This is a genomic window from Robbsia sp. KACC 23696, assembly GCF_039852015.1.
Taxonomy (GTDB): domain Bacteria; phylum Pseudomonadota; class Gammaproteobacteria; order Burkholderiales; family Burkholderiaceae; genus Robbsia.
On sequence record NZ_CP156628.1, the window covers coordinates 728,802 to 750,111 of the forward strand.

Annotated in this window: 19 protein-coding genes; 10 read left to right on the plus strand and 9 right to left on the minus strand. The window is 61.5% G+C overall.

The features are described 5' to 3' along the window. Window positions 1-5: 5 nt before the first annotated feature. From ABEG21_RS24460 to ABEG21_RS24470, 3 genes are all read left to right on the plus strand, one after another. Window positions 6-932 carry a CysB family HTH-type transcriptional regulator gene (locus tag ABEG21_RS24460; RefSeq protein WP_347558199.1) on the plus strand — a complete coding sequence of 309 codons (927 nt, stop codon included), beginning with the start codon at window positions 6-8 and terminating at the stop codon, window positions 930-932. Between the two features lie 80 nt (window positions 933-1,012). Further along, window positions 1,013-1,897: a pirin family protein gene (locus ABEG21_RS24465; RefSeq protein WP_347558200.1), complete on the plus strand. Its 885-nt coding sequence runs from the start codon at window positions 1,013-1,015 to the stop codon at window positions 1,895-1,897. Window positions 1,898-2,041: 144 nt separating this feature from the next. Continuing rightward, complete coding sequence (locus ABEG21_RS24470; protein WP_347558201.1) at window positions 2,042-2,233, plus strand: hypothetical protein; 192 nt, start codon at window positions 2,042-2,044, stop codon at window positions 2,231-2,233. Between the two features lie 113 nt (window positions 2,234-2,346). Here the strand turns inward: ABEG21_RS24470 and ABEG21_RS24475 are convergent, their stop codons facing one another. Together ABEG21_RS24475 and ABEG21_RS24480 are read right to left on the minus strand one after the other, a co-directional pair. Beyond that, window positions 2,347-3,789 (minus strand): SelB C-terminal domain-containing protein, encoded by a 1,443-nt coding sequence (locus tag ABEG21_RS24475; protein WP_347558202.1) that lies wholly within the window; start codon window positions 3,787-3,789, stop codon window positions 2,347-2,349. Between the two features lie 506 nt (window positions 3,790-4,295). Next, complete coding sequence (locus ABEG21_RS24480; RefSeq protein WP_347558203.1) at window positions 4,296-5,165, minus strand: alpha/beta hydrolase; 870 nt, start codon at window positions 5,163-5,165, stop codon at window positions 4,296-4,298. A gap of 769 nt (window positions 5,166-5,934) precedes the next feature. Here ABEG21_RS24480 and cycA point away from each other — a divergent pair. Further along, the gene (cycA, locus tag ABEG21_RS24485) at window positions 5,935-7,347 is read left to right on the plus strand and encodes a D-serine/D-alanine/glycine transporter (protein WP_347559085.1); all 1,413 of its coding nucleotides are present in this window, start codon (window positions 5,935-5,937) and stop codon (window positions 7,345-7,347) included. Between the two features lie 15 nt (window positions 7,348-7,362). Here cycA and ABEG21_RS24490 read toward each other — a convergent pair whose 3' ends face one another. The 5 genes from ABEG21_RS24490 to ABEG21_RS24510 form a co-directional block, all read right to left on the minus strand. Next, window positions 7,363-8,670: an MFS transporter gene (locus tag ABEG21_RS24490; RefSeq protein ID WP_347558204.1), complete on the minus strand. Its 1,308-nt coding sequence runs from the start codon at window positions 8,668-8,670 to the stop codon at window positions 7,363-7,365. Window positions 8,671-8,763: 93 nt separating this feature from the next. After that, the gene (locus ABEG21_RS24495) at window positions 8,764-9,675 is read right to left on the minus strand and encodes a sugar kinase (protein ID WP_347558205.1); all 912 of its coding nucleotides are present in this window, start codon (window positions 9,673-9,675) and stop codon (window positions 8,764-8,766) included. A gap of 1 nt (window position 9,676) precedes the next feature. Then, on the minus strand, window positions 9,677-10,327 hold the full coding sequence (locus tag ABEG21_RS24500) for an RraA family protein (RefSeq protein WP_347558206.1): 651 nt from the start codon (window positions 10,325-10,327) through the stop codon (window positions 9,677-9,679). An 80-nt stretch (window positions 10,328-10,407) separates the two neighbouring features. Beyond that, window positions 10,408-11,385, minus strand: a complete 978-nt coding sequence (locus tag ABEG21_RS24505) for a C-terminal binding protein (protein ID WP_347558207.1) — start codon at window positions 11,383-11,385, stop codon at window positions 10,408-10,410. A 29-nt stretch (window positions 11,386-11,414) separates the two neighbouring features. Continuing rightward, the gene (locus ABEG21_RS24510; protein WP_347558208.1) at window positions 11,415-12,635 is read right to left on the minus strand and encodes an L-dopachrome tautomerase-related protein; all 1,221 of its coding nucleotides are present in this window, start codon (window positions 12,633-12,635) and stop codon (window positions 11,415-11,417) included. A 171-nt stretch (window positions 12,636-12,806) separates the two neighbouring features. On the opposite strand from ABEG21_RS24510, the gene ABEG21_RS24515 reads away from it, so the two are divergent. Beyond that, complete coding sequence (locus ABEG21_RS24515; protein ID WP_347558209.1) at window positions 12,807-13,562, plus strand: GntR family transcriptional regulator; 756 nt, start codon at window positions 12,807-12,809, stop codon at window positions 13,560-13,562. Between the two features lie 57 nt (window positions 13,563-13,619). Here ABEG21_RS24515 and ABEG21_RS24520 read toward each other — a convergent pair whose 3' ends face one another. Further along, on the minus strand, window positions 13,620-14,870 hold the full coding sequence (locus ABEG21_RS24520; protein WP_347558210.1) for an MFS transporter: 1,251 nt from the start codon (window positions 14,868-14,870) through the stop codon (window positions 13,620-13,622). 380 nt (window positions 14,871-15,250) lie between these two features. On the opposite strand from ABEG21_RS24520, the gene ABEG21_RS24525 reads away from it, so the two are divergent. From ABEG21_RS24525 to ABEG21_RS24545, 5 genes are all read left to right on the plus strand, one after another. Then, a complete protein-coding gene (locus tag ABEG21_RS24525) occupies window positions 15,251-15,778 on the plus strand; it encodes a 2,4'-dihydroxyacetophenone dioxygenase family protein (RefSeq protein WP_347558211.1) in 528 nt (175 codons plus the stop codon). A gap of 111 nt (window positions 15,779-15,889) precedes the next feature. Continuing rightward, window positions 15,890-17,200: an MFS transporter gene (locus tag ABEG21_RS24530; RefSeq protein ID WP_347558212.1), complete on the plus strand. Its 1,311-nt coding sequence runs from the start codon at window positions 15,890-15,892 to the stop codon at window positions 17,198-17,200. Window positions 17,201-17,213: 13 nt separating this feature from the next. Further along, window positions 17,214-17,942 (plus strand): SDR family oxidoreductase, encoded by a 729-nt coding sequence (locus ABEG21_RS24535; RefSeq protein WP_347558213.1) that lies wholly within the window; start codon window positions 17,214-17,216, stop codon window positions 17,940-17,942. A 143-nt stretch (window positions 17,943-18,085) separates the two neighbouring features. Further along, window positions 18,086-18,901 carry an IclR family transcriptional regulator gene (locus tag ABEG21_RS24540; RefSeq protein ID WP_347558214.1) on the plus strand — a complete coding sequence of 272 codons (816 nt, stop codon included), beginning with the start codon at window positions 18,086-18,088 and terminating at the stop codon, window positions 18,899-18,901. Between the two features lie 42 nt (window positions 18,902-18,943). Beyond that, entirely contained in the window at window positions 18,944-20,080 is a 1,137-nt protein-coding gene (locus ABEG21_RS24545) for a mandelate racemase/muconate lactonizing enzyme family protein (protein WP_347558215.1), read from the plus strand. A gap of 51 nt (window positions 20,081-20,131) precedes the next feature. Here ABEG21_RS24545 and ABEG21_RS24550 read toward each other — a convergent pair whose 3' ends face one another. Continuing rightward, window positions 20,132-21,289: a hypothetical protein gene (locus ABEG21_RS24550; protein WP_347558216.1), complete on the minus strand. Its 1,158-nt coding sequence runs from the start codon at window positions 21,287-21,289 to the stop codon at window positions 20,132-20,134. Window positions 21,290-21,310: the final 21 nt, after the last annotated feature.

Sequence of the window (21,310 nt, forward strand, 5' to 3'; positions counted from 1 at the left end):
GCTCGATGAATTTTCAGCAATTGCGCTACGTTCGCGAAGCCGCCCGCCGCAACCTCAACCTGACCGAGGTCGCCAATGTCCTGCACACGTCGCAGTCCGGCGTCAGCAAGCAGATCAAGGATTTCGAGGATGAACTCGGTATCGAGATCTTTGTCCGCCGCGGCAAACGCCTGACGGCATTGACCGATCCAGGCACCGGCGTGCTGAAGTTGATCGAGCGCATCCTGCTGGATACGGAAAACCTGAAGCGCGCGGCAAGTCATTACGCCGCCCAGGAAGCCGGCCGCCTGGTGCTGGCGACCACGCACACGCAGGCCCGCTATGCGCTGCCGAAGGTCATCGAGCGGTTCCGCGAAGCGTTCCCAAAGGTGCATCTGGCCTTGCGCCAGGGCAGCCCGACGCAGGTCGCCGAAATGGTTCTGAGCGGCGAAGCCGACCTCGGCATCGCCACCGAGGCGCTGAATCGCTATCCCGATATCACGACCTTCTCGTCGTATAGCTGGCATCACGTGATCACGGTGCGCCGCGGCCATCCGCTGGCCGAGGCATCGCAGGTCGGTCTCGCCGACATCGCCAACTATCCGATCATCACCTACGACAAGGATTTCTCGGGTCGGCCGCATATCGACGCGGCGTTCGAGAAGGCCGGCTTGAACCCGGACATCGTCCTGACTGCCATGGACGCCGACGTCATCAAGACTTATGTCGAGGTCGGCTTAGGCGTCGGTATTCTCGCCGCGATGGCCGTCGATCCGGTTCGCGACGACCATCTGGTGGTCTTCGACACGCCGGGAATGTTCGAGCCGAACACCACGCGGATCGGGATTCGCAACGGCACGTATTTGCGCACCTATACCTATCGTCTGATCGAAATGCTCGCGCCGCATCTGCGCGAGGACGAAATCCGCGCTCGCCTGAGCGAAGACGACTGACGCGTGACAATGGGGAATGAAAGAATAGGGCCACGATCCCCTACAATGAGGACTTTTCGTTTTTCGAGATGACTCGCCCCATGCGTCCGCGTTCGCTTATTGCACACTACCGCGCCCGTCGCGACGATATCGGCGATCTGCTGACCCGCCGCCCCGTGCCCAGTCCCGGTGTGGACCAACTCGATCCCTTTCTGTTCCTGAATCACCACGGCCCCCAGGTCTATCCCCCGCACAATCACGGGCTCCCTTTCGGTCCGCATCCGCACCGCGGCTTCGAGACGGTCACGTTTATTTTGGAAGGCAATCTGGCCCATCTCGACACCGGTGGCCATGAGAGCGTGATCGAGGCCGGCGGCGTCCAATGGATGACCGCGGGCAGCGGCCTGATACACGCCGAAATTTCGCCCGATACGTTCAAACGGGACGGCGGCCCGCTGGAGGTCCTGCAATTGTGGGTGAATCTGCCAAGTCGTCTGAAGATGACCCCGCCGCGCTATACCGGGCTCCAGGCGGATCAGCTGCCGACCGTGCAGGCGGACGCGGGACGCGCCGACGTCACGGTGATTTCAGGCACGTGGACCGATGCTGGCACGCAGACCGACGGACCGATCGTTTCCTTGACCGGCGTGCAGGCCATGGTGCTCACCTTGCGCCCCGGCGCGACGCTGGCGATCCCGGCCCAGGCCGCGAAGCAGGTATTCCTGTATACGGTGTCTGGCGCGGTGGAGATTGCCGGCGCCACGCTTCCGGAACATCACCTGGCGCGCATCGGCGACGATGGCGATACATTGACGCTGCAGACAGGCGCCCAGTCGGCCCGCCTTCTGCTCTGCCTGGCGGATCCGATCGGCGAGCCGGTCGTGTCGCACGGCCCGTTCGTGATGAATACCCGTGAGGAGATCCATCAGGCGATCCGCGATTACCAGGCTGGGCTTTTTGGCAACGGTTTGGACCATCTCGGCTGAGTCTGGCAAAACGTTAGGGGTTAACCCTTGCGCTTGATCAAGATCGTCCTATAATAGGGTTAACACCTAGGGCACTTGTAAGAACGACGCCGGGTGGCGTCGAACAGCCCTCGAAACGTGTGAACTTGTCATATAGGACATATCATGAGCGCCTCGCCGACCCCCTCCTTTGCTTCGAACGCTGCAAAATCGCGCGCACAAGGCAGTGGTGTGCGTCGTTTCTTCCAAGAAGTGTGGCAATCGTATCTGCGTCACTCGGAACTGCGCGTCATGCTGGCTAGCGGCCGCTGGTCGCAAGAAGCGGAACGCGTCATTCAGAACCGCGCAGGTCACTAAGCAGCACCCCGGCCCCGTTTGCGGCGCGCGATTGCTTGCGACGCTGTGGGGCCCGCCTGATGGCCCGTGGACAGGATGCCCCGTCGCGCCACATTCAGGATTCCCGCCTCACCTTACGTAGCAAGCCTTTCCTTCGCCGTCGTTTCTCCCGCCGACGTATGCGCGCCTTCGCCGTTTTCCGGCACTCCCCGCTTGGTGGCCGACGCTTCCGGCTGAATATCGAACCATCGCATCCAATCGCTCGCCGTCTCGACGCAATGGCTGTCGCCCACGCGCTGCGTGAACCCGACGCGATCGAAAAACTCCAATATTTGAATCGCCCGCTTCCGGCCCACACCGGTGGCATCGCGGAAAATGGCGGCTGCCACCTCGCCCTTGGCGCCGCTGGCCGAGCCCACGCCCAATTGGGCCAGAGAGTTCAGCAGGCGCGCCAGAATCGCCACCTGAAAGCGGTCATAAAACAAATCCGGCACGACTTCATAGACCCGCCCCTCGTGCGCCAGTTGCTGCAGGATGCGCCGAACCTGGGCCTCGGGCAGTTGCCGTTGCGCGGCGATGTCACGCACCCAGGGCGGATTGAACCGCCCGGCGGCGACGTCGGCGATGATCGCCGTCACCGGCAGGTTTTCGGCGTCATCGGAGGCGCGTCGGTGCTCCGGCGTCTGCAGGCAGGCGCCGCATCGCACGACCAGTCCCGACACACACAATGATTCGGCGATTGCCTGCCACGCCGCCGATGGGATCGACGGCTTGAGTTGCTTCCGCAGCAAAGAAGCCGCGAGCCCTTCGTCATGCGGCGAGGCCGCGTGGTGCGCGCTCAGCGTGCGTACCACCGCATCGGACCATTCCGCATAATCGGCCGCGTCTACCAACCAGGTCCCGCTGATGGACGACTCCAGCACCGTCAACCCGCTGCGGCCATGTGGATCGGTCCGAAGCACGGATAGGCGAATCGATGCGCCCTCGTAGGCCAATACACGCTCGACGGCAAGGGTGCGCGCGGGGCGCACCGGCAACGACATGCCGATCGATGCCAAATGATGGCGCAAGGCATGCACGCCCTCGTCGAACGGATCGGTCGCGCATGTCTCAAAAATAGGGGTGGCGGCATCGCCGTTTGCGCGAAGACGCGCGCGCAAGACGGCGCGCGCCTGCTCCGCCGCCGCGGGCGTCAGCGTGTCCAGGCGCGTCAACGCCACGACGCATTGGAGCCGGCCCGGGCAGCCCGCCGCGCTGAACGCTTCCGCGTCGATTTGCGCATCGATGTCGTCGGCCGCATCGACGGTCCAGATCACCGCATCGATCATGTCCCAATGCGCCTGACGGGCGCGCACACTCGCCGGTCCGTCCAATACGGCAATGACCGGGACGATGCTGGCGCCGACGTCGGCCTCGACGGGCGCGCCATCGGGCGTGGACGCGATATAGCGTTGCGCCGGACTCACCCACAGGCCGCCGCGCGCCTCGTCCGGCAGATCGGCAGAGTCGATCCCCGTCAACGCGCGCGTCAATGTCGTCTTTCCCGACCCCGTCCGTCCCGTCATCGCGACAATCATGTACGCCCCCTCGTTCCTGAACGTGCGCTGGGGAGGCTTCGCCTGATCGACTGCTCGTTCAACGCCCATCCTCATCTTAGGTATGACGAAAATGAAACGCGTTGTGTTTACAATTATTGATCACACAACAAATAGCAGAAGATCAATTGGCAGTACCAACGATTGAAACGAACGTCCGTTCCATGCGACGGTGCTTCTGCCTAACGTGCCCATCCATTGCAACGCCATACGCATCGCACGTGTTCGACCGAACCTTCCGTGGAAAGTGCGTCCGAACTGCACTGCATGCGTACTCCCGACTTGGCGACCTGACATATTCACCCTATGCCAAGGCGGTGAATCGCGATGGCCGGCAAGCGGCAGGACGCCCGGGATGGATTGAGTATAGAGTCTTTCGCCGCGCTTGCGGTTGCGATTAGGCACTGGCGCGGACGGGGGTGTGGCGCTCGCGCATAAAACAACAGTTTGCGCGGCAGAGCGCAACGCGCAGGCGGCTCCGGGCGGATTCAGGCGCCGATAAAACTGAGGATTTCGCGGTTGAAGTCCGACGCATGCGTCAGATTCATCCCGTGCGAGGCACCGCGGAGCACCGTCCGCTGCGCATAGGGAAGCCAGTCGGTTAGCGTTTCCGACGTCGCCAGGAATCCAGGCGGGCTCTTGTCGCCGTTGACGATCAGCGTGGGAATGGTCACATAACTGGCCGATTCGCGCGAATACAAAGGCAAGGTGTCTCGAACCTGCCGCGGCAAAGTGCTGGCATTGTCGCGCGCCATGGTCCGGAAGCTTTCCGCGCTGCGCAGCCAATAGCCCGGACGACTGACGGCATCGACGAACATTTCCAGGCCGCCATCGATGTCACCGGCTTCGACCTGGGCCGCAGCACGCATACGCGGATCCTCGGGTGCATAGGCGCCTTGCGGCCGCCCATCGGCACCGATCGCGGCCACGGGACGCGGATCCTCGCCCGGTTTGGCGGGCTTGCCGCCCGGGTCGGCGAGTACCAGGCGATCGAAGAGGGACGGATCCTGGGACGCTGCATGGAAAGCAACGCAGCCCCCACGCGAATGCCCAACCAACGTTACCTGCCCCCAATTACGCGCGTGAATCAGACTCAGCAACGCATCGACATGGGACTGGATACCGAACGCCGCGCCCTGCGGCGCCGTCACGGGATAAAAATACGGCAGGCTGACGGCGATGACATGACGCTTCGCCGACAAGGCGGCCATCTGCGGCTCCCAATAACGGAAATCGCAGAGCGAGCCGTGGACCAGCAGCAACGGCGGTGCATCGCGATGTTCTGTACCGGCTTCGAAATACGCAATGCGGCTGGCCGAGGGCAGATCGACGATCCGCGTGTGTTCTAGTTCAAACATATTCGATTCCTGCATCGCAGGGAGGTGCGAGAAGTCTTATTTTTTGGGAAACCGCTTACGCATCCAGCACGCCGTCCTGACCTGCCGGCGGCCCCGCTTGTCATCCCGGCGATACCGCAGTGCAGCATCACGCGTGAACTGCGGATTATGCCTGTCCTGAATCAAAATCGCTTGCATGCACAAAATTCTTCGTCGAGAAACCGCGTAAAAGCCCGGATATGTCGCGGCCTTGGGACAGATTCCGCGTCGCGCCCGCATTGCAAAGCCGGCTCGCTTTGAAATAGGTCATTTGCGTCCGTTGCAGCACCGCTTGGTCGTCATATCGTGCGGGCAGCACTTGTCGCCACGGCGGGGAACCCGGAAGGCGGTGCGTCTTTTACGCAATTTACGTCGTGTTTCGGAAGGCCGGAAAGATCCGCCGGCCCTTGTCGGGCGATCGAATCCCTCGCGTCTTAACGCGGTCCTTCCGCTGGAGGCCCCGCCAGGCAAGGCCCGGCGCCCCAAAGGAGGCCGGGACGGCGCGTTTTCCCGCTAGCGACGGTCGTCGCGGCAGCGGGGTCATCAGCCGATGTCGCACCAGGTCGGAGCGATGCAGAGCGATACAGTGCGCCAGCCAGAGCGCGCGGCTGCGCGCCGTGTTTCATTTGACCCGGACCTCTGATCGACCATGACGAAACCGACTCCCCCCTTCGGTCCTCCCGAGCGCGCTACCGCGCCTCCTACGGCAGGGTCACACGCCGGCAAAACCGATGCGCTTCATGCCGCCTGCATGTCTGCGGACCCGGAGGCGACCCGAGACAATTCGTCGCACCTCCAGCGGGGTTTGCGCGGTAGGCATCTGCAATTGATCGCGATCGGCGGCGCGATCGGCACCGGCCTGTTCATGGGGTCCGGTAAGACGATCGCCTTGGCGGGTCCGTCGATCGTGTTCGTCTATCTGACGATCGGCATCGTGCTTTTTTTCGTCATGCGGGCGCTCGGCGAGTTACTGCTATCGAACCTCGCCTACAAATCCTTCACGGATTTCTGCGGTGATCTGCTGGGGCCGGGTGCGGCATTCTTTGTCGGCTGGACGTACTGGCTATGTTGGGTCGTGACCGGCACCGCCGATGTCGTCGCGATCGCCGCTTATACGCAATTTTGGCTGCCCGATCTGCCGGCCTGGATCCCGGCGCTTGCTTGCATCGCCCTGCTGTTGTGCCTGAACCTGGTCCACGTTGCGCTGTTCGGTGAGATGGAGTTCTGGTTCGCGATGGTCAAGATCGTCACGATCCTGGCCTTGATCGCGGCCGGCGCGGTGATGGTGGCAACCGGCTTCGCGGTCCCGGGATCGCCGCCGGCATCGATCGCCCATTGGTGGCAAGACGGCGGTATGTTCCCCCACGGTCTGTCCGGCTTCTTCGCCGGGTTTCAGATTGCCGTGTTCGCCTTCGTCGGCATCGAACTGGTGGGGACGGCGGCGGCGGAAACCCATGACCCGCGTCGTACCTTGCCACGCGCGATCAATGCGATTCCGATCCGCATCCTGATCTTCTACGTGGGCGCCTTGCTTGCCATTATGGCGGTGACGCCATGGTCCAGCGTCTCGCCCGATCGCAGTCCTTTTGTCGCCCTGTTCGCGCTCGCCGGCATTCCGGCCGCCGCCGGCCTCATCAATTTCGTCGTGCTGTCGTCGGCGGCCTCATCGGCAAACAGCGGCATCTTCTCGACAAGCCGTATGCTCTATGGGCTCGGTCTGCGCGGACAGGCGCCGAGCGTGCTGACCCGGCTCTCCAAAAGCGGGGTGCCCAGCCGCGGCTTGCAATTTTCCTGCGTCTGCCTGCTGTTCGCCGTCGCGCTGATCTACTGGATCCCCGACGTGATGACCGTCTTCACCTTGGTGACCACGGTATCCGCGCTGCTATTCATGTTCGTCTGGACCATGATCCTGCTCAGCTATCTGCGCTATCGGCGTACCCGCCCCGCACAACATCTCGCCTCCGCCTATAAGATGCCGGGCGGAAGACCAATGTGTGTGATCGTGTTGATTTTCTTCGCGGCGATCCTGCTGATGTTGTGGCAGCGCGCCGATACGCGCGCGGCGCTCTGCGCAACACCGCTCTGGTTTCTTGTCTTGTCGCTGGCCTGGTGGCGCGTTCGTCAGGGGCCGGGCGGCCGCGTCGCGCCTTACGGCGAATCCTAAAGCCCGGCGCAAACACTACGCCGTATCGCGCTGCGGCTTGCCTGTCGGCACGCGCGCACCCCGCTCGCTGATCAGCAACGCGATCAGGCCCGCGAGTAGCGCGGCGACGGCAAAGATACCGATCCCGACCGTATAGCTCGGCGTCGACGAGCGCACATAGCCAAGGATATAGGGGCCGGCAAAGCCGCCGAGATTGCCCAAGGAATTGACGAAGGCATAGCCGGCCGCGGCCGCGGTCCCTTGCAACATCGACGTTGGCAATGCCCAGAAGGCGGGAAGCACGCAATATCCGCCGATTGCGGCAATCACGAGGCCCGCAAAGGCCCATGGCCCGGTAGGCGACAAGGCGGCCAGGACCAGCCCCGCACACGCGACAAAGCACGCAACGGCGAGATGGCCATGATAACCACCGGTCCGGTCGGCCCGACGCCCCCAGAACACCATCGCCAACGCCCCGACAGAAAAGGGAATCGCGTTCACGAGGCCAATCCATCCTTCCGGAATACCTGTCGCACGGATTATCTGCGGCTGCCACAACACCATGCCGTTATTCACGGTCACGATCAGGAAGTAGATCAAGCCGAAAATCAGGACATAGCGGTTGAACAGGATGTCGACCAGTCGCCCGGGCTGACGGGGTGCCAGGGCCGCCTCGCCTTCCATCCGCTGTGCCAGCCAAAGGCGCTCCTGATCATTCAGCCAGCGCGCCGCGCTCGGTCTGTCGGTCAGGAATCGGAGCGCCACAAAGCCGAGGGCAATCGATGGCAAGCCCTCCAGCACAAACAGCCATTGCCAACCGGCGATGCCCATGGCGCCGTCCAGCTTCAACAACGCGCCGGACACGAGAGAGCCCAATGCGGTGGAAATGGGATTGGCAAGCATGAAATAGGCGACCACGCGCGCGCGGTAACGCTTTGGAAACCAAAAGGTCAGATACAAGATCACCCCGGGGAAAAACCCCGCTTCCGCCGCGCCCAAGACAAAGCGCAAGGCGATGAAGGTTTTGGGTCCGATCACGAACGCGCCGAGCGCCGAGAGGACGCCCCACGTCATCAAGATGCGCGCGATCCAGATACGCGCACCGAGTTTCGACAATGCCAAATTGCTGGGAACTTCGAAGAGGAAATATCCGATAAAGAAGATGCCCGCGCCCCATCCATACAGATAGGGTGTCAGGCCGATCGCCTTGTTCATCGTCAGTGCCGCGAATCCGACATTGACCCGGTCGAGAAAGGCGAAGAAATAAAGCAAAATCAGTAATGGCAAAAGTCGTAGCATGACTTTCTTCATTACCCGTTTTTCGAGTGTCAGATCCGCGTCCATGCTGCTGTCTCCTCCGGTGCGCATTGCGCTTTTATGATGCCCTGCCGGCTGCCTGGCGAAGCGTCAGGCAGCACGCCCCCGCCTATCGGCTTGCTACAGCAAGGCCGCTACCGCGTCGGGTGTCGGAATCGGCGCGACCGCGCCGAACCCAGTCGTGGCCAACGCCGCGGCGGCATTGGCATAGCGCGCCGCGGCTTCCGGCGAATCGCCGGCGGCGATGCGCGCCATGAACGAACCATCGAAGCAATCCCCTGCCCCCGTTGCATCGACGCTCTTCACCGTATGCCCTTCGAGGCGCGTACGAACTCCCGCGTGCGCCAACAACACGCCGCGCGCACCCAGTTTCAAGCAGACCGTCGCCACGCCACGCGCGAGGTAGTGGTCGACGATCGCGTCCGGCTCAACCAAGCCCGTCAGCGCTTGCGCATCTTCCAGACTCGGCATCAGCACATCGACATCGCGAAGGGTGGCATCGACGATCGCCCGTGCACGCGCCAGCGGCCACAGTGCCGGCCGGAAGTTGGGATCATAGAAAACGCGACCACCCTGGCCGCGAACTTGCGCGATCGCGGCAAAGACGGCATCGCAGGCCGTCACGCTGATGGCCTGCGTGATCCCCGATACGTGCAGATAGTTCGCCTTCTCCAGCAACGACGTCGGCAGGTTCGCGGGCGCGAGCCCCGCGGCGGCCGACCCGGCGCGGAGATAACTGAACGCATGGCCGGTATCGCTGTGCGTGACGAAATACACAGCCGTCGGCGCACGCCCGTCCGTGCTCACGCCACTGACATCCACCCCCTCACGTTCCCACAGTTTCAAGAACTGGCGGCCGAATCCATCGTCGCCGAGTCGCGTGACAAAGGCGACTTTGCCACCCTGCCGCGCGACGGCGACGCAAAAATTCGAGGTGTCGCCGCCATAGCCCTGTAGATAATGCGTGGGGTCGCTCCGATCTTGATTGAACTCAATCATCGGCTCCCCGATCGACACGATCAGCCCGTGCATATTAGATCCGCCCATACTTGGCAAGCCCTTTTCGCAGGGACTTTTCTCGAAGAATCAACTGGGCCTGCTCCAATTCTCGTGAATCGATCTCCTGTGCGAGTGCCAATACGGCCTCTGCGTGCGCGTGGGGAACGGAGACGACGCCATCGATATCGGCGACGATAATGTCGCCGGGAGAGACCTTCACGCCGCCACACTCGACCGGTACGTTGGCAGCCAACGTGGCATAACGCCCCACCGTCGTTCCCGGCGAGATCGAGCGGGCGTAGATCGGAAACCCGTAATCACGGCGGATTTCCGTGATGTCGCGAACGCCGCCGTCAAGAATGGCTCCGGCATGGCCATTTGCCACCGCGCCCGCCGTCATCAAGCCACCCCACACCGCCACGTTCAGTTCTCCCGCGATTGCGATGACCAGCACACTGCCCGGCGCGGCTTCGTCGATGACATCCAGTGCGTGTTGCGGAGGCACCTTCTCGTACGTCGGCCCTTCGAGCACTGTCACGGCCGGCCCGACGATGCGTTTTTCATTGATCCGTGGCTTGATGCTTTGATCCATGAAGCCACGCGTACCGCAAATCTGATCGACGGCGTCCGCCACGGATGCCGTTGCGACCTTATCGAATCCATCCAGCAATGCCTGCATGTCCATGCGTAATCTCCGTTTATTACAACTGTTATGTATACCTAATTATTTCAACTCGAAAACACTGATCCTTCATTCTTAATGCATCAATCCCAGCGATTCAACCAGTTCCGCGGCACGTCTTGCTGGAATACGCGAAGCACTTCGTTTGCGGCTTTCTCCTGCAACTCCGCCACCGACGCTTCTGAATACCAGGCGGTATGGTCGGACACGATCAGATTGGGGCAGGACAATACCGCGCTTCCCGGAAGCGGCGGTTCTGTCTCGAAAACGTCCAGGCCGGCACCGAACAAACGTCCTTCGCGCAGCATCGTCATCAATGCCGCTTCGTCGAGCAGTCCCCCTCGCGCCGTGTTGACCAGGATCGTGGTCGGCTGCATCAATCCCAGCGTCCGCGCATCCAACATGCCGCGCGTCTGGGGCGTCAATGGCGAATGAACGGAGACGTAATCGCTTTCAGCGCAGAGACGATCGAGATCCACGAATTCGACATCGACCGAACGATCCGCGGGGCGAATGAAGGGGTCGTATGCCAGCACGCGCGTCACACCGAAGCCCCGCATCTTCTGTTCGACCTTGCGGGCGATCCGGCCGTAGCCCACCAAACCGAGTGACCGCCCGGCAATGCGATACATTTTTTCCTGACGCGACACATTCCACGCCCCCTGCCGTACGGCGGCGTCCCGCGGCACGACACGCCGCGCGATGGCGAGCAGCATCGCGACTGCCTGATCGCTGACCTCTTCGATCCCATAATCGGGGACATTCGCGACATAGATGCGACGCTCGCGCGCCGCCTGCATATCGACGTTATCCACGCCGATGCCATAGCGAACGATCACCTCGCAGCGTTGCATCGCGCCGATCGCGTCCGCGCGTATCGGTGACTCACGGACCAGCACCGCCGATGCATCCCGCGTGGCATCCAACACCGCCGCCGCATCGCCCTCGCACGGCGAGACGACGACGTCCGCGCCTGCTGCGTCGAGTATGCGACGCTCGATGTCATACGATCCATAACCGTCGTCGATCACGACGACTTTTTTTCGCGCTGCGCGTTCCACGGCCATTACCTCTGTTAGTTAAAGGAAAATCACTTCGCGGTGTAACTCGGTCCGTCCGCTTTGATCTTCCATATCCTGAAATTAGGCACGCTCGGATGGTCGAAATCCATTTCGTTGGCAACCCATAGGTTCAGGTGCCCCGTGACGAAATACAGATCGCCGTCCGGGCCCCACGCAAGCGTGTCGGGCCAGACCATATCGGGATCGCTGATGACGGTCGATATGCGTCCGGTTTTTTCGTCGAACCGCATCAAGCCGTTGTGTTCCAGCGCCGTCATATAGATCTGACCGTGCCGATTGGCCGTCATACCGTCGGTGTTCGACGGCAGCGTCGCGACACGCTTGATAGCGGTCTGCAGCGTGGTCGGAGTGGAATGAAAATCGCGGAGCAGCGCCGTATCGATCGAATACAGCGCGTGTCCCGATAAGTTGGTCCAGTAGAGCGTCCGCTTGTCACCGGAAAGCGCGATACCGTCGGCGCCGGTGCGCATCGGGGTCTTCGGCAGGACCTGTTGGTTATCGATCCGGAAAGTGAACCCGGCTTCATCATTGGTGAAGACCGTTTGATCGAGAATCCGACGCGCCGTATTGTGTTTCTGATCGTAGACGATCAGTCCACCATGCAAGGGGTCGCAGAGAATGCCGGAGTCGGTGATATAGGCGAACCCGCTATCGTTGTCGACCGCGACATCGTTCAGGAACGAACACTTCTTATCGGTCTCGGCATCGGTGAAGTCATGACGCTGGATTTCGCGATTGTGCTTTATGTCCCACAAAACCAGCTTCTCGGCACCTTGCGTGGAGGGTGCGCCGGCGATATGCCCCTGGTCGAGGATCCACATCACGTCGTTGCGGTCTATCTCGAAACCCAGCACCGACTGCAGCGCATGCGGATCGCCAACCTTGTTCATTGCCGCACTGGGATAGGGTTGCAAAACCCAATTGCCATCCTTGCGCACCAGTTTCGACAGCGTGGCCGGAACGTCCGTACCGCCCCATCGGGCAGTCGTGACATAGATATTGCCTTGCGAATCGAGCTTGACGCCCTGCAGAAGCACTTTTTTATACAGCTGCTCGCTGTCGTATCGCTGGGCGGCGTTCGCATCGTCGAAAACGAACGGCAAGCGATTCCACTCGGCGACGGTTTGTGCGATCGGCGCCGCGTTCGTCTGCGCCATGACACCGGAAAAACCGCATGCCAAGGCAACGCACGCCACCGCCCGAGCCAGGCACCTCTTACGTTCCTTCATCAAACTTGTCTCCGTTATACCGCCCCAAGGGACGGGTGCGCCGCTAAAGCGACGTCGTTTGGATTCGCTAACTCATATCTTAGATACCAATTAACTTTCGTGCAAGAGAGGCATGGTATATTTCTGCTATGAATCGCCAAAGCTGGGTGTCCGCGCCCACATGACCTGCCCATGAGTACCGAGACAAAACTGGAACGCCCGCAATCCCTGACGACAACCGCTAAAACGCATATCCGCGAGGCGATTGTCGCCGGAGAATTTTCCTTTGGAAGCCAGTTGTCGGAGAGCGTCCTGGCGAATCGGCTCGGCGTCAGCAAGACGCCCGTCCGGGAAGCCTTGCTACAGCTGAAGCATGAGGGCCTAGTCGACGTACAGCCGCAAAGCGGGACTTTCGTGTTTCAGCCGACGGACGACCAAGTCCGGGAAATCTGCCGGTTTCGTGAAGTCATCGAGACCGCCGCATTGCGCTTCGCGGTATTGCGAGACAGCGCCGCGCTGGTGCGCCGACTCGAGGAAACGTTGACGGCCGACGACGAGGTTGGTGCTGCGGGCGGATCGGCGGCGGAAAATGCGGCCACGCATCCGCAAAATCATCATGACGCCGCCTTCCATGGGGCGATCTTGGATTGCAGCGGAAACCCTTACCTGCAGGCGTCATACCGACTGATCTCGGACAAGATCAATGCGCTACGCTCCCGACTCGACAAGGACGACACCAAAACCGACCTGTGCCATCAGACGCACTCGACCATCGTCGCGCTGATCCGCGGTGGCGATATCGCAGAGGCGAGCAAGGAATTGTCCATCCATATTCGCAGCACCGAGGAGTCCTATATCCGCGCCAGCCAATGCGCGCGCGGTGATGCGGCATCCCATATCGTGCGACAGCGCCGCGCCGGCGCCAGCACCGACCGACGCGCGCCCTGACACCAGGTCACGGGGCACGGCCGCCCGCGCCGCTGACCTGCTTACGCGGCTCCGCGGTTACGCCGCGATATCGCCCGTTTGCACAGACTTCTTCCTCGGCTCGGGCACCGCTTCGACCGGCCCCATCACGAATAGGATCGACAGAATGCCGATCACGATGATGGTGCCCGCCACCCAGAATGCGTAGGAAAAGGAATGCGTCGCGCCGACGATGAAACCGGTCGCGATCGGCGCCACCGCACCGGCGACGTTCCCGACGCAATTCATGATGCCGGCCACGGTGCCGACGCCGCCCTTCGGCGCAATCAATGAAGGCATCGACCATGTCACCGGACCGGCGATCGACAAACCACCAAGCGAAATCGTGATCCAGACGATCGCCCAGATCGGATCCGTCGTCTGCGTGACGCCGATCACGGCAAGCGCCATGACGAGACCCAGCACCAGAATGGCCTTGCGTACGCGACTCTCATCGCGGCCGCGTCCGATCAGGTGATCGATGAGCCAGCCGCCTATCAAGGTATCGGTCAGCGTCGCAAAACCCCACGGAATGACGGTGAATGCCGCGGACTTCATGATGCTCATATGCATTGTCTGCACCAGATAGCTCGGCAGCCAGGTCAGGAACAGGTAGAAGGCATAGTCGTACGCGACATAGCCAATGGTGAGCCCCCAAACCTTGACGTTGGTCAGCAGATACCCGAGCATGCCGGCCGCGTCCGCCGTGGCCTCCCCTTCGGGTGCGCTCCCCCCATCCTGTATATAGGCCAGTTCCGCCGGATCGAGGCGCTTGTCCGCGGTGGGATCGCGATACAGCGCGAAGAAACCGACGAAATAGAGAAGGCTCAGCACGGCGGAAATGCCGAAGCCCCAGCGCCAGCCCAGGGACACCACTGCAATGGCGATGAGGGGTACGCCGATCACATTCGCAAACTTGGCCGAGGCGTCGAATATCGCGGTCGCCAGCGCCCGTTCCTTGCGCGGAAACCAATAGCCGGTTGCCTTCGCGCTAAGCGACAGTCCTGGGGCCTCTGCCACACCCAGCATCAGGCGGGCGGACAACAATCCGACAAACCCGGTCGTCATCGCCGTCGCCGCGGAGGCCAGCGCCCACAGCGCGGTCCCCCAGCGCCCCACGCGGGTGACGCCGAACCGATCGAGCACCATGCCGGCAGGAATTTGCAACAGCGCATAGGTCCAGGAAAACGCGCTGAACAGAATGCCCATTTCCCCGGCGCTTAAGTGAAACGCGTCGGACAGCTGGGGGGCCGCAATCGATAAGGTAATCCGGTCGATGTAATTGACCATGATCCCGAGACCGAGAAAGACCCCGATAATCCATCGCCTACGGGCCGGCCGTTTGTATCGTATATCGTGCACCGCGTCGTCTTCCCACCGTTTTTGTTGTCGTACCGGCAGCGCATCGTTTGCCCTCGGGCAATGACATCGCCGCTTTTATCGCGCGGCGAGATCCGAACGCAGTAAAAACGTCCTTATTCACGAAAACTAATATATCAGTTTGGCGCTAGACTAACCGAATTGTGCGGCGGCCCCGTATTGGGAGTTACCCCCGCATGCACGGTTCTCAGTGAAAACCCCAGGATTGACGGCTGGATGTTCGATATCTCAAAATAAACCACAATATGGATTGAATGTCCACAATGTGGTTATATACAGAGTTCTCGACGATGCCCGATATCCAAAACACCTATCCGCCCATGACCCCCTATCAACTGCCCTTTCCGAAGGAAGCAGCGAAGGAGGTGGTCGTGCCGTTCGCCATTCCGACCGATGAACGGATCTGGGTGCCACAGGCGGAGAACGTGTCGTTCCGCCCGCTCTGCCTGAATGCCTCGCAAGGCTACTGGATGAATCTGCTTCGCGTCCGGAAATCCGGCGTCTTGAGCCGACATCGGCATCCGCAAGGGGTCCATGGCATGGTCCTGAAGGGGCGATGGAAATACCTTGAGCATGATTGGACTGCAACCGAAGGCAGCTATGTCTACGAGCCGCCGGGCGAAACGCATACCCTCTACGTGCCCGAGGACGTGGAGGAAATGATTACGTATTTCCAGGTCAACGGCGTGATGTTCTATTGCGACCCATTCGGCAATTACACCGGTTACGAAGACGTGTTCACGAAGATCGACATGTGCCGAAAGCATTACGCGGCCGTCGGTCTCGGAGAAGATTACGTCGACCAGTTCATTCGCTGAATCCAGGCGGGCCTTACGCCACGGTGCGCCCATCCTGGACAGGGCCCTCGCCTGGTCGACGATACAAAAACAAGAAAAGCGGCCGCTCGCTGGCCGCCAGAGGAGACATCTATGCAGCCCAAATCGGCGCGTCTGAAACACACGCAACGGATTGCCGTCCTATTTTTGACGGTTGCCGGCGTAGTGAATTATCTTGACCGCTCGACACTTTCGATCGCCAATCACTCGGTCAGCCAGGAGCTCCATTTGTCCGGCGCCCAGATCGGCTTGCTGTTATCGGCATTCTCCCTGGCCTATGCGTTTGCGCAATTGCCGGTGGGCGCGCTGCTCGACCGCTTCGGCTCGCGCGTGATGCTCGGGCTCGGGATGTTGGTATGGTCCGTCGCGCAATTGGCCGGCGGTTTCATTCAGACCTTGAATCATTTCATCGTCGCGCGCGTGGTCTTGGGTGCAGCGGAAGCCCCGTTGTTTCCTGCCGGCGCGAAAGTCGTCAACGAATGGTTTTCCGTTCATGAACGCGGTGGCCCGACCGGGACCTTTATCGCCTCGTCGACGATCGCGCCGATGATCGCCCCGCCCCTTCTGACCGTGATCATGTTGTCGCTAGGCTGGCGCACGATGTTCATCGTCATGGGCGTGCTGGGCATCCTCGTGGCGATCGGGTGGTACCTGATTTATCGCAATCGCGGTGAAGTGACGTTGACCGACGACGAGGTGCGCTATCTCGACCAGAACGATGCCGTTCAGGAAAGCCGCGGCGCCGGCCTGAGTTTTGCCGAATGGGGCGGCCTGTTCAAACTGCCGAATACCTGGGGCATGATTTTCGGCTTCATGGGCGTCATCTATATGGTCTGGCTCTATCTGACCTGGCTGCCCGGCTATCTGGAAACGGAGCGCCATATCAGCATCGCCCATACCGGCTGGCTCGTCGCCATTCCCTATATTTTCGGCACCTTGGGCATGGGCGGCAGCGGCCACATCGCCGACTATCTGTTGCGCCGTGGCATGGCACCAATTCGTAGTCGGAAATGGCCGGTCTGCATCGGCCTGATCGGCGCAGCGGCTTTCACGATTCCAGCGGCATTCACACCGAGCACGGCGCTGGCGATTACCTATATCTCGCTGGCGATGTTTTTCGTCAATCTCGCCAGCGGCAGCGCGTGGGCGCTCGTGAGCGTTGCCGCACCCCGGCATCTGGTGGCCTCGCTCGGCAGCCTGCAGAACTTCGGTGGCTATCTGGGCGGGTCGTTTGCGCCCGTCATCACCGGCATCGTCGTCGATCAAACGCATTCCTTCGTCAATGCGCTGTTGATCAGTGCGGCGATCGCCTTTGCCGCTGCCTTGGTTTATCTCTTCGTCGTACGGGAGGTGGCGCCTGCGAAGTCGGCGGCCCCTCTCGACACGCAACCGTCCAATACCTGAAGCGAAATTCGACATGACTTTTCAAGACAATCTTCTGCAAGGCAAGGTCGCCCTGGTCACGGGCGGGCTTTCCGGAATCGGTGCAGCAATCGCAAACGCATTGTCACAGCTCGGCGCTACCGTCGTGGCTGCCGGCCTGCCCTTGCCATCCGATGTACCCGACCCGCTGGACGCCGGCGTCGAACAGCGCCGCTTGGATGTCCGGTCCAGCGCGAGCGTGACGGAGGTCCTCAAGCCCTTCGAGCAGCTCGACATCCTCGTCAACTGCGCCGGGGTGATCCGCCGCATCGAGGAACACAAAATCGAGGTCTTCCAGGATGTGCTCGACATCAATCTGAACGGGACGATGCGCGTATGCACCGAAGCGCGCGCGCTGCTTGCCGCCTCGTCGGGATGCATTGTCAATACCGCATCGATGCTCAGCTTTTTCGGGGGCGGCCTGGTGCCGGCCTACAGCGCCAGCAAGGGCGCCATCGCGCAGCTGACGAAGTCGCTGGCGATCGCCTATGCCGCGGACGGGATTCGCGTCAACGCCATCGCGCCGGGCTGGATCGCGACACCATTGACGCAGGCGCTCCAGGACAACGACGGTCGGTCAAAGGAGATCCTCGCCCGCACGCCGCTCGGACGCTGGGGCAAACCCGAGGAAGTCGCGCAAGCAGCCGTCTTCCTCTGCACGCCGGCAGCCGCCTTCATGACCGCCGCGATCATGCCCGTCGACGGCGGCTATCTGGTGGCGTAAGGGAGGAAACGCCGCGGCCGGCGCTCCGTCCCGCGGCATCGGGGCGACGGGCATTCAGCGATCTACCCGTTAAAGACGGTCGCGGATGCGAGGCCAGTACAATGCGCTTATCGCTTTTGCTTCCGGGATGCTCCGCACCAACGATGTCGACCTCCGAATTCGAACCCTCTCCTCCTCACGCCGCCGACCAGAAAGGGGTTGCCGGCGCCGCCGCTTTCTCGAAATTCATCGCCGTGCTCCAGTTGATCGCGGACGCCGAGGAACCCGCCACCATCGCACGGCTGACGTCCGCGAGCGGCTATCCCAGAACCACCGTGCATCGCATCGTCTCGGCGCTGCAGGCGGAAGGCATGGTCGAGCCGACGCCGAATGGCAATAGCTTCAAGTTAGGGACGCGCCTGATCAGCCTGGCCAGTCGCAGTTGGGAGCGCTCCGATCTGCGCGTCGCCGCCGTCGATGCTTTGATTGCGCTACGCGATCACACTGCCGAGACGGTCCATCTGGCGGTCCCCAGCGATCTCGGAATGGTGTATATCGAAAAACTCGAAAGCCCGCATGCGGTACGCATGGCATCGCGCATTGGCACGCGCGTGTCGATGGTCTCGAGTTCGGTCGGGAAGGCCTATCTTTCGACCCTCGACAGTGCGGAACGCGATGCGCTTCTCGCCAAAGCCGTTTTTCAGCGCTACACGCCCCATACGTTGATGGATGTCGCGTTGCTTCGCCAGGATCTGTTGCTGACGCGCGAGCGCGGCTATGCGGAAGACCGCGAGGAAAACGAAATCGCGATTTTCTGTTACGGCGCCCCCATACGCGGCAGCGACAACCGCACCATCGGCTGCGTCAGTATCAGCATGCCGACCTACCGACACGAGGCGAGCGACCACCGGCGTTACACCGAACCGCTGCTCGCCGCCTGCCGCGCCATCGCAAGCCGGCTCGGACCGGCGATGGGCTGAGGCGGCGCCGCGCATCGTGTTTTATCTTGCAGGAGACGCAGAATGCGCATTACCGAAGTACGCACGCACTTGCTGGAAGCCCCGTTGTCGGAGCCCTTCGCCTATTCGCGCGCGTGGTACGCGTCGCGCACGGCCATGCTCGTCGAGATCACCACCGATACCGGCGTGACGGGATGGGGCGAATGCTACGGCCCGGCCCGCATGACGCAAGCGATCGTCCAGGCCATGAAACCTTGGTTGATCGGCGCCAATCCATTGCATACGGAACGGATCTGGCAGCAAATCTACGCGGATTTGCGCGATCATGGTCAAAAAGGACTGCTGATCGAGGCGCTGAGCGGCATCGATATCGCTTTATGGGACGTAAAGGGCAAGCATTTCCAAGTGCCGATCTACGACCTGCTCGGCGGCCCGGTGCGGACTGCCGTGCAATGCTACGCCACCGGCTTGTATCGCCGCAAGCAGGGCAATCCGCTCGATTATCTGACGGAAGAAGCTGTAGGCTATGTCGAAGAGGGCTTTCACGCGGTGAAATTGAAAGTGGGCTTCGGTATCGCCGATGACATCGCCGCGGTGCGCGCCGTACGGGCCGCCATCGGTCCGGATATCGGCCTGATGATCGATGCGAACCATGCCTACGATGCAGTCGCGGCGATTCAACTGGGTCGCGCTGTGGAAGACCAGAACATCGCCTGGTTCGAGGAGCCGGTGCCGCCGGAAGACCTGCACGGCTATCGATCGGTGAAGGCTGCCCTGTCGATCCCGATCGCGGGCGGCGAGTGTGAATTTACCCGTTTCGGATTCCGCGATGTCTTCGTCGGTCATGCACTCGACATCGTGCAACCCGATACCTGTGCGGCGGGCGGCATTACCGAATGCAAAAAAATCGCCGATATGGCGGCGACGTTCGGCATCCGCTATAACCCGCATGTATGGGGCACCGGGATCGGTATTGCCGCGTCGTTGCAACTGATGGCGACGCTCCCGACGCATACGCCCACCGCGCTATCGTCACAGGCACCGATTCTGGAACTGGATCAGACGGAACATCCGATTCGGCATGCCATCCTGACCCAGCCATTGGTGCACACCCGCGGCGGCCTGGCGATTCCGGCAGGCCCGGGGCTGGGGATCGACATCAACCGCGATGCACTGGACGCGTTTCGGGCGAGCGCGTAATTCGCGGCGGCAAGCGTTGGAAGGCAATGACGACGGCGAGGCCGTCATCGCTCACCGTCCTGTGACCGCGTCGCCCAATGCGATGCCGTCGAAATGCTTGGGCAGGTCGATCGCGTAGATCGCGAAAGGATTGGCCACGGCATCCGCAGCGTCCCTCCCGCTTGGTGGCAACGGCCGCTTCACCGGAATGTAAAGACGCCTGTCGGCACCGATAAACGCGCCATCGGGTCTGATCAGCGCAGGGTCGGAAGCGATGATGGCCGTGCGCCCCGTCGGCGAAAGCACGGTGATGTGATGCGTGACGGTCTCGCAAAAATAGACATTGCCGAGCGAGTCCATCGCGCATCCGCCGGAAAACGCATTTTCGTAGACCCGTTCCACATGCGCCGCCAGGTCCGCATCGGACAGACGCGCGTCGTTCAGGAACCGTGTTCGTATCCGGTAAAACGGTCCGGTTGGCGCGGCCCAATAAAGCCACTGTCCATCCGCCGTGATTTCGAGCAAATCGCTGTTGGGCGGGTGGAAGACCGCATTGCCTTTGATGTGCGCAAGTATCTCGGGGACATGCGTCAGTGACGCCTTCGTCACCGTTTGGCCCGACAGGCGTCGCCGCGTCGTTCCGGTCTTCCTGTCATGCACGATGATGCCGCCAAGGCCGGAATCGCTGATGTACATCGTCGTACCGTGAAACCGCAAATCGTTCATCTGCGCGCCGGGCGGCAAAATCGACTCGTCGAACCGGAGCACCGTGAGCACGTTGCCCGATATCGGATCGAGTTGAATCAGCTTTTGCGCATCGAAGGCCAGCGTTTCATTGATACCTGGAAAAACCCCCGGACTCAGGCTGCCTTGATCGACGCACCACACGCTATCGTCGGCGAAGATATGCACCGAATTCAGGTACACGAACGCCATGCGTCCATCGTCGCCGGGCTTCCAGTCGTTCCAGGCATTTCCTGGAAACGCGGACAGCGCGCCGTCGCGATCGCGTCGCGCTAAAGACGGCGTTGCCGTGTCACGTGCATAGCGCGGCAAGCCAAGGAAAAGCGTGTTGTTGCGCGTCAACGCAACCTGATTGGCCATCCATGGCGATCTTGCCGCCACCTTCAACGGCAACGGTCCGCTCGACGCGACGGCGCTGCCGGCTGCGATGGACAGCCCTGCAAAACCGGCCATTTTGAGAAATTCACGCCGTACGTGTTTCGTCATTCGAGGCACTCCATGAAAAGC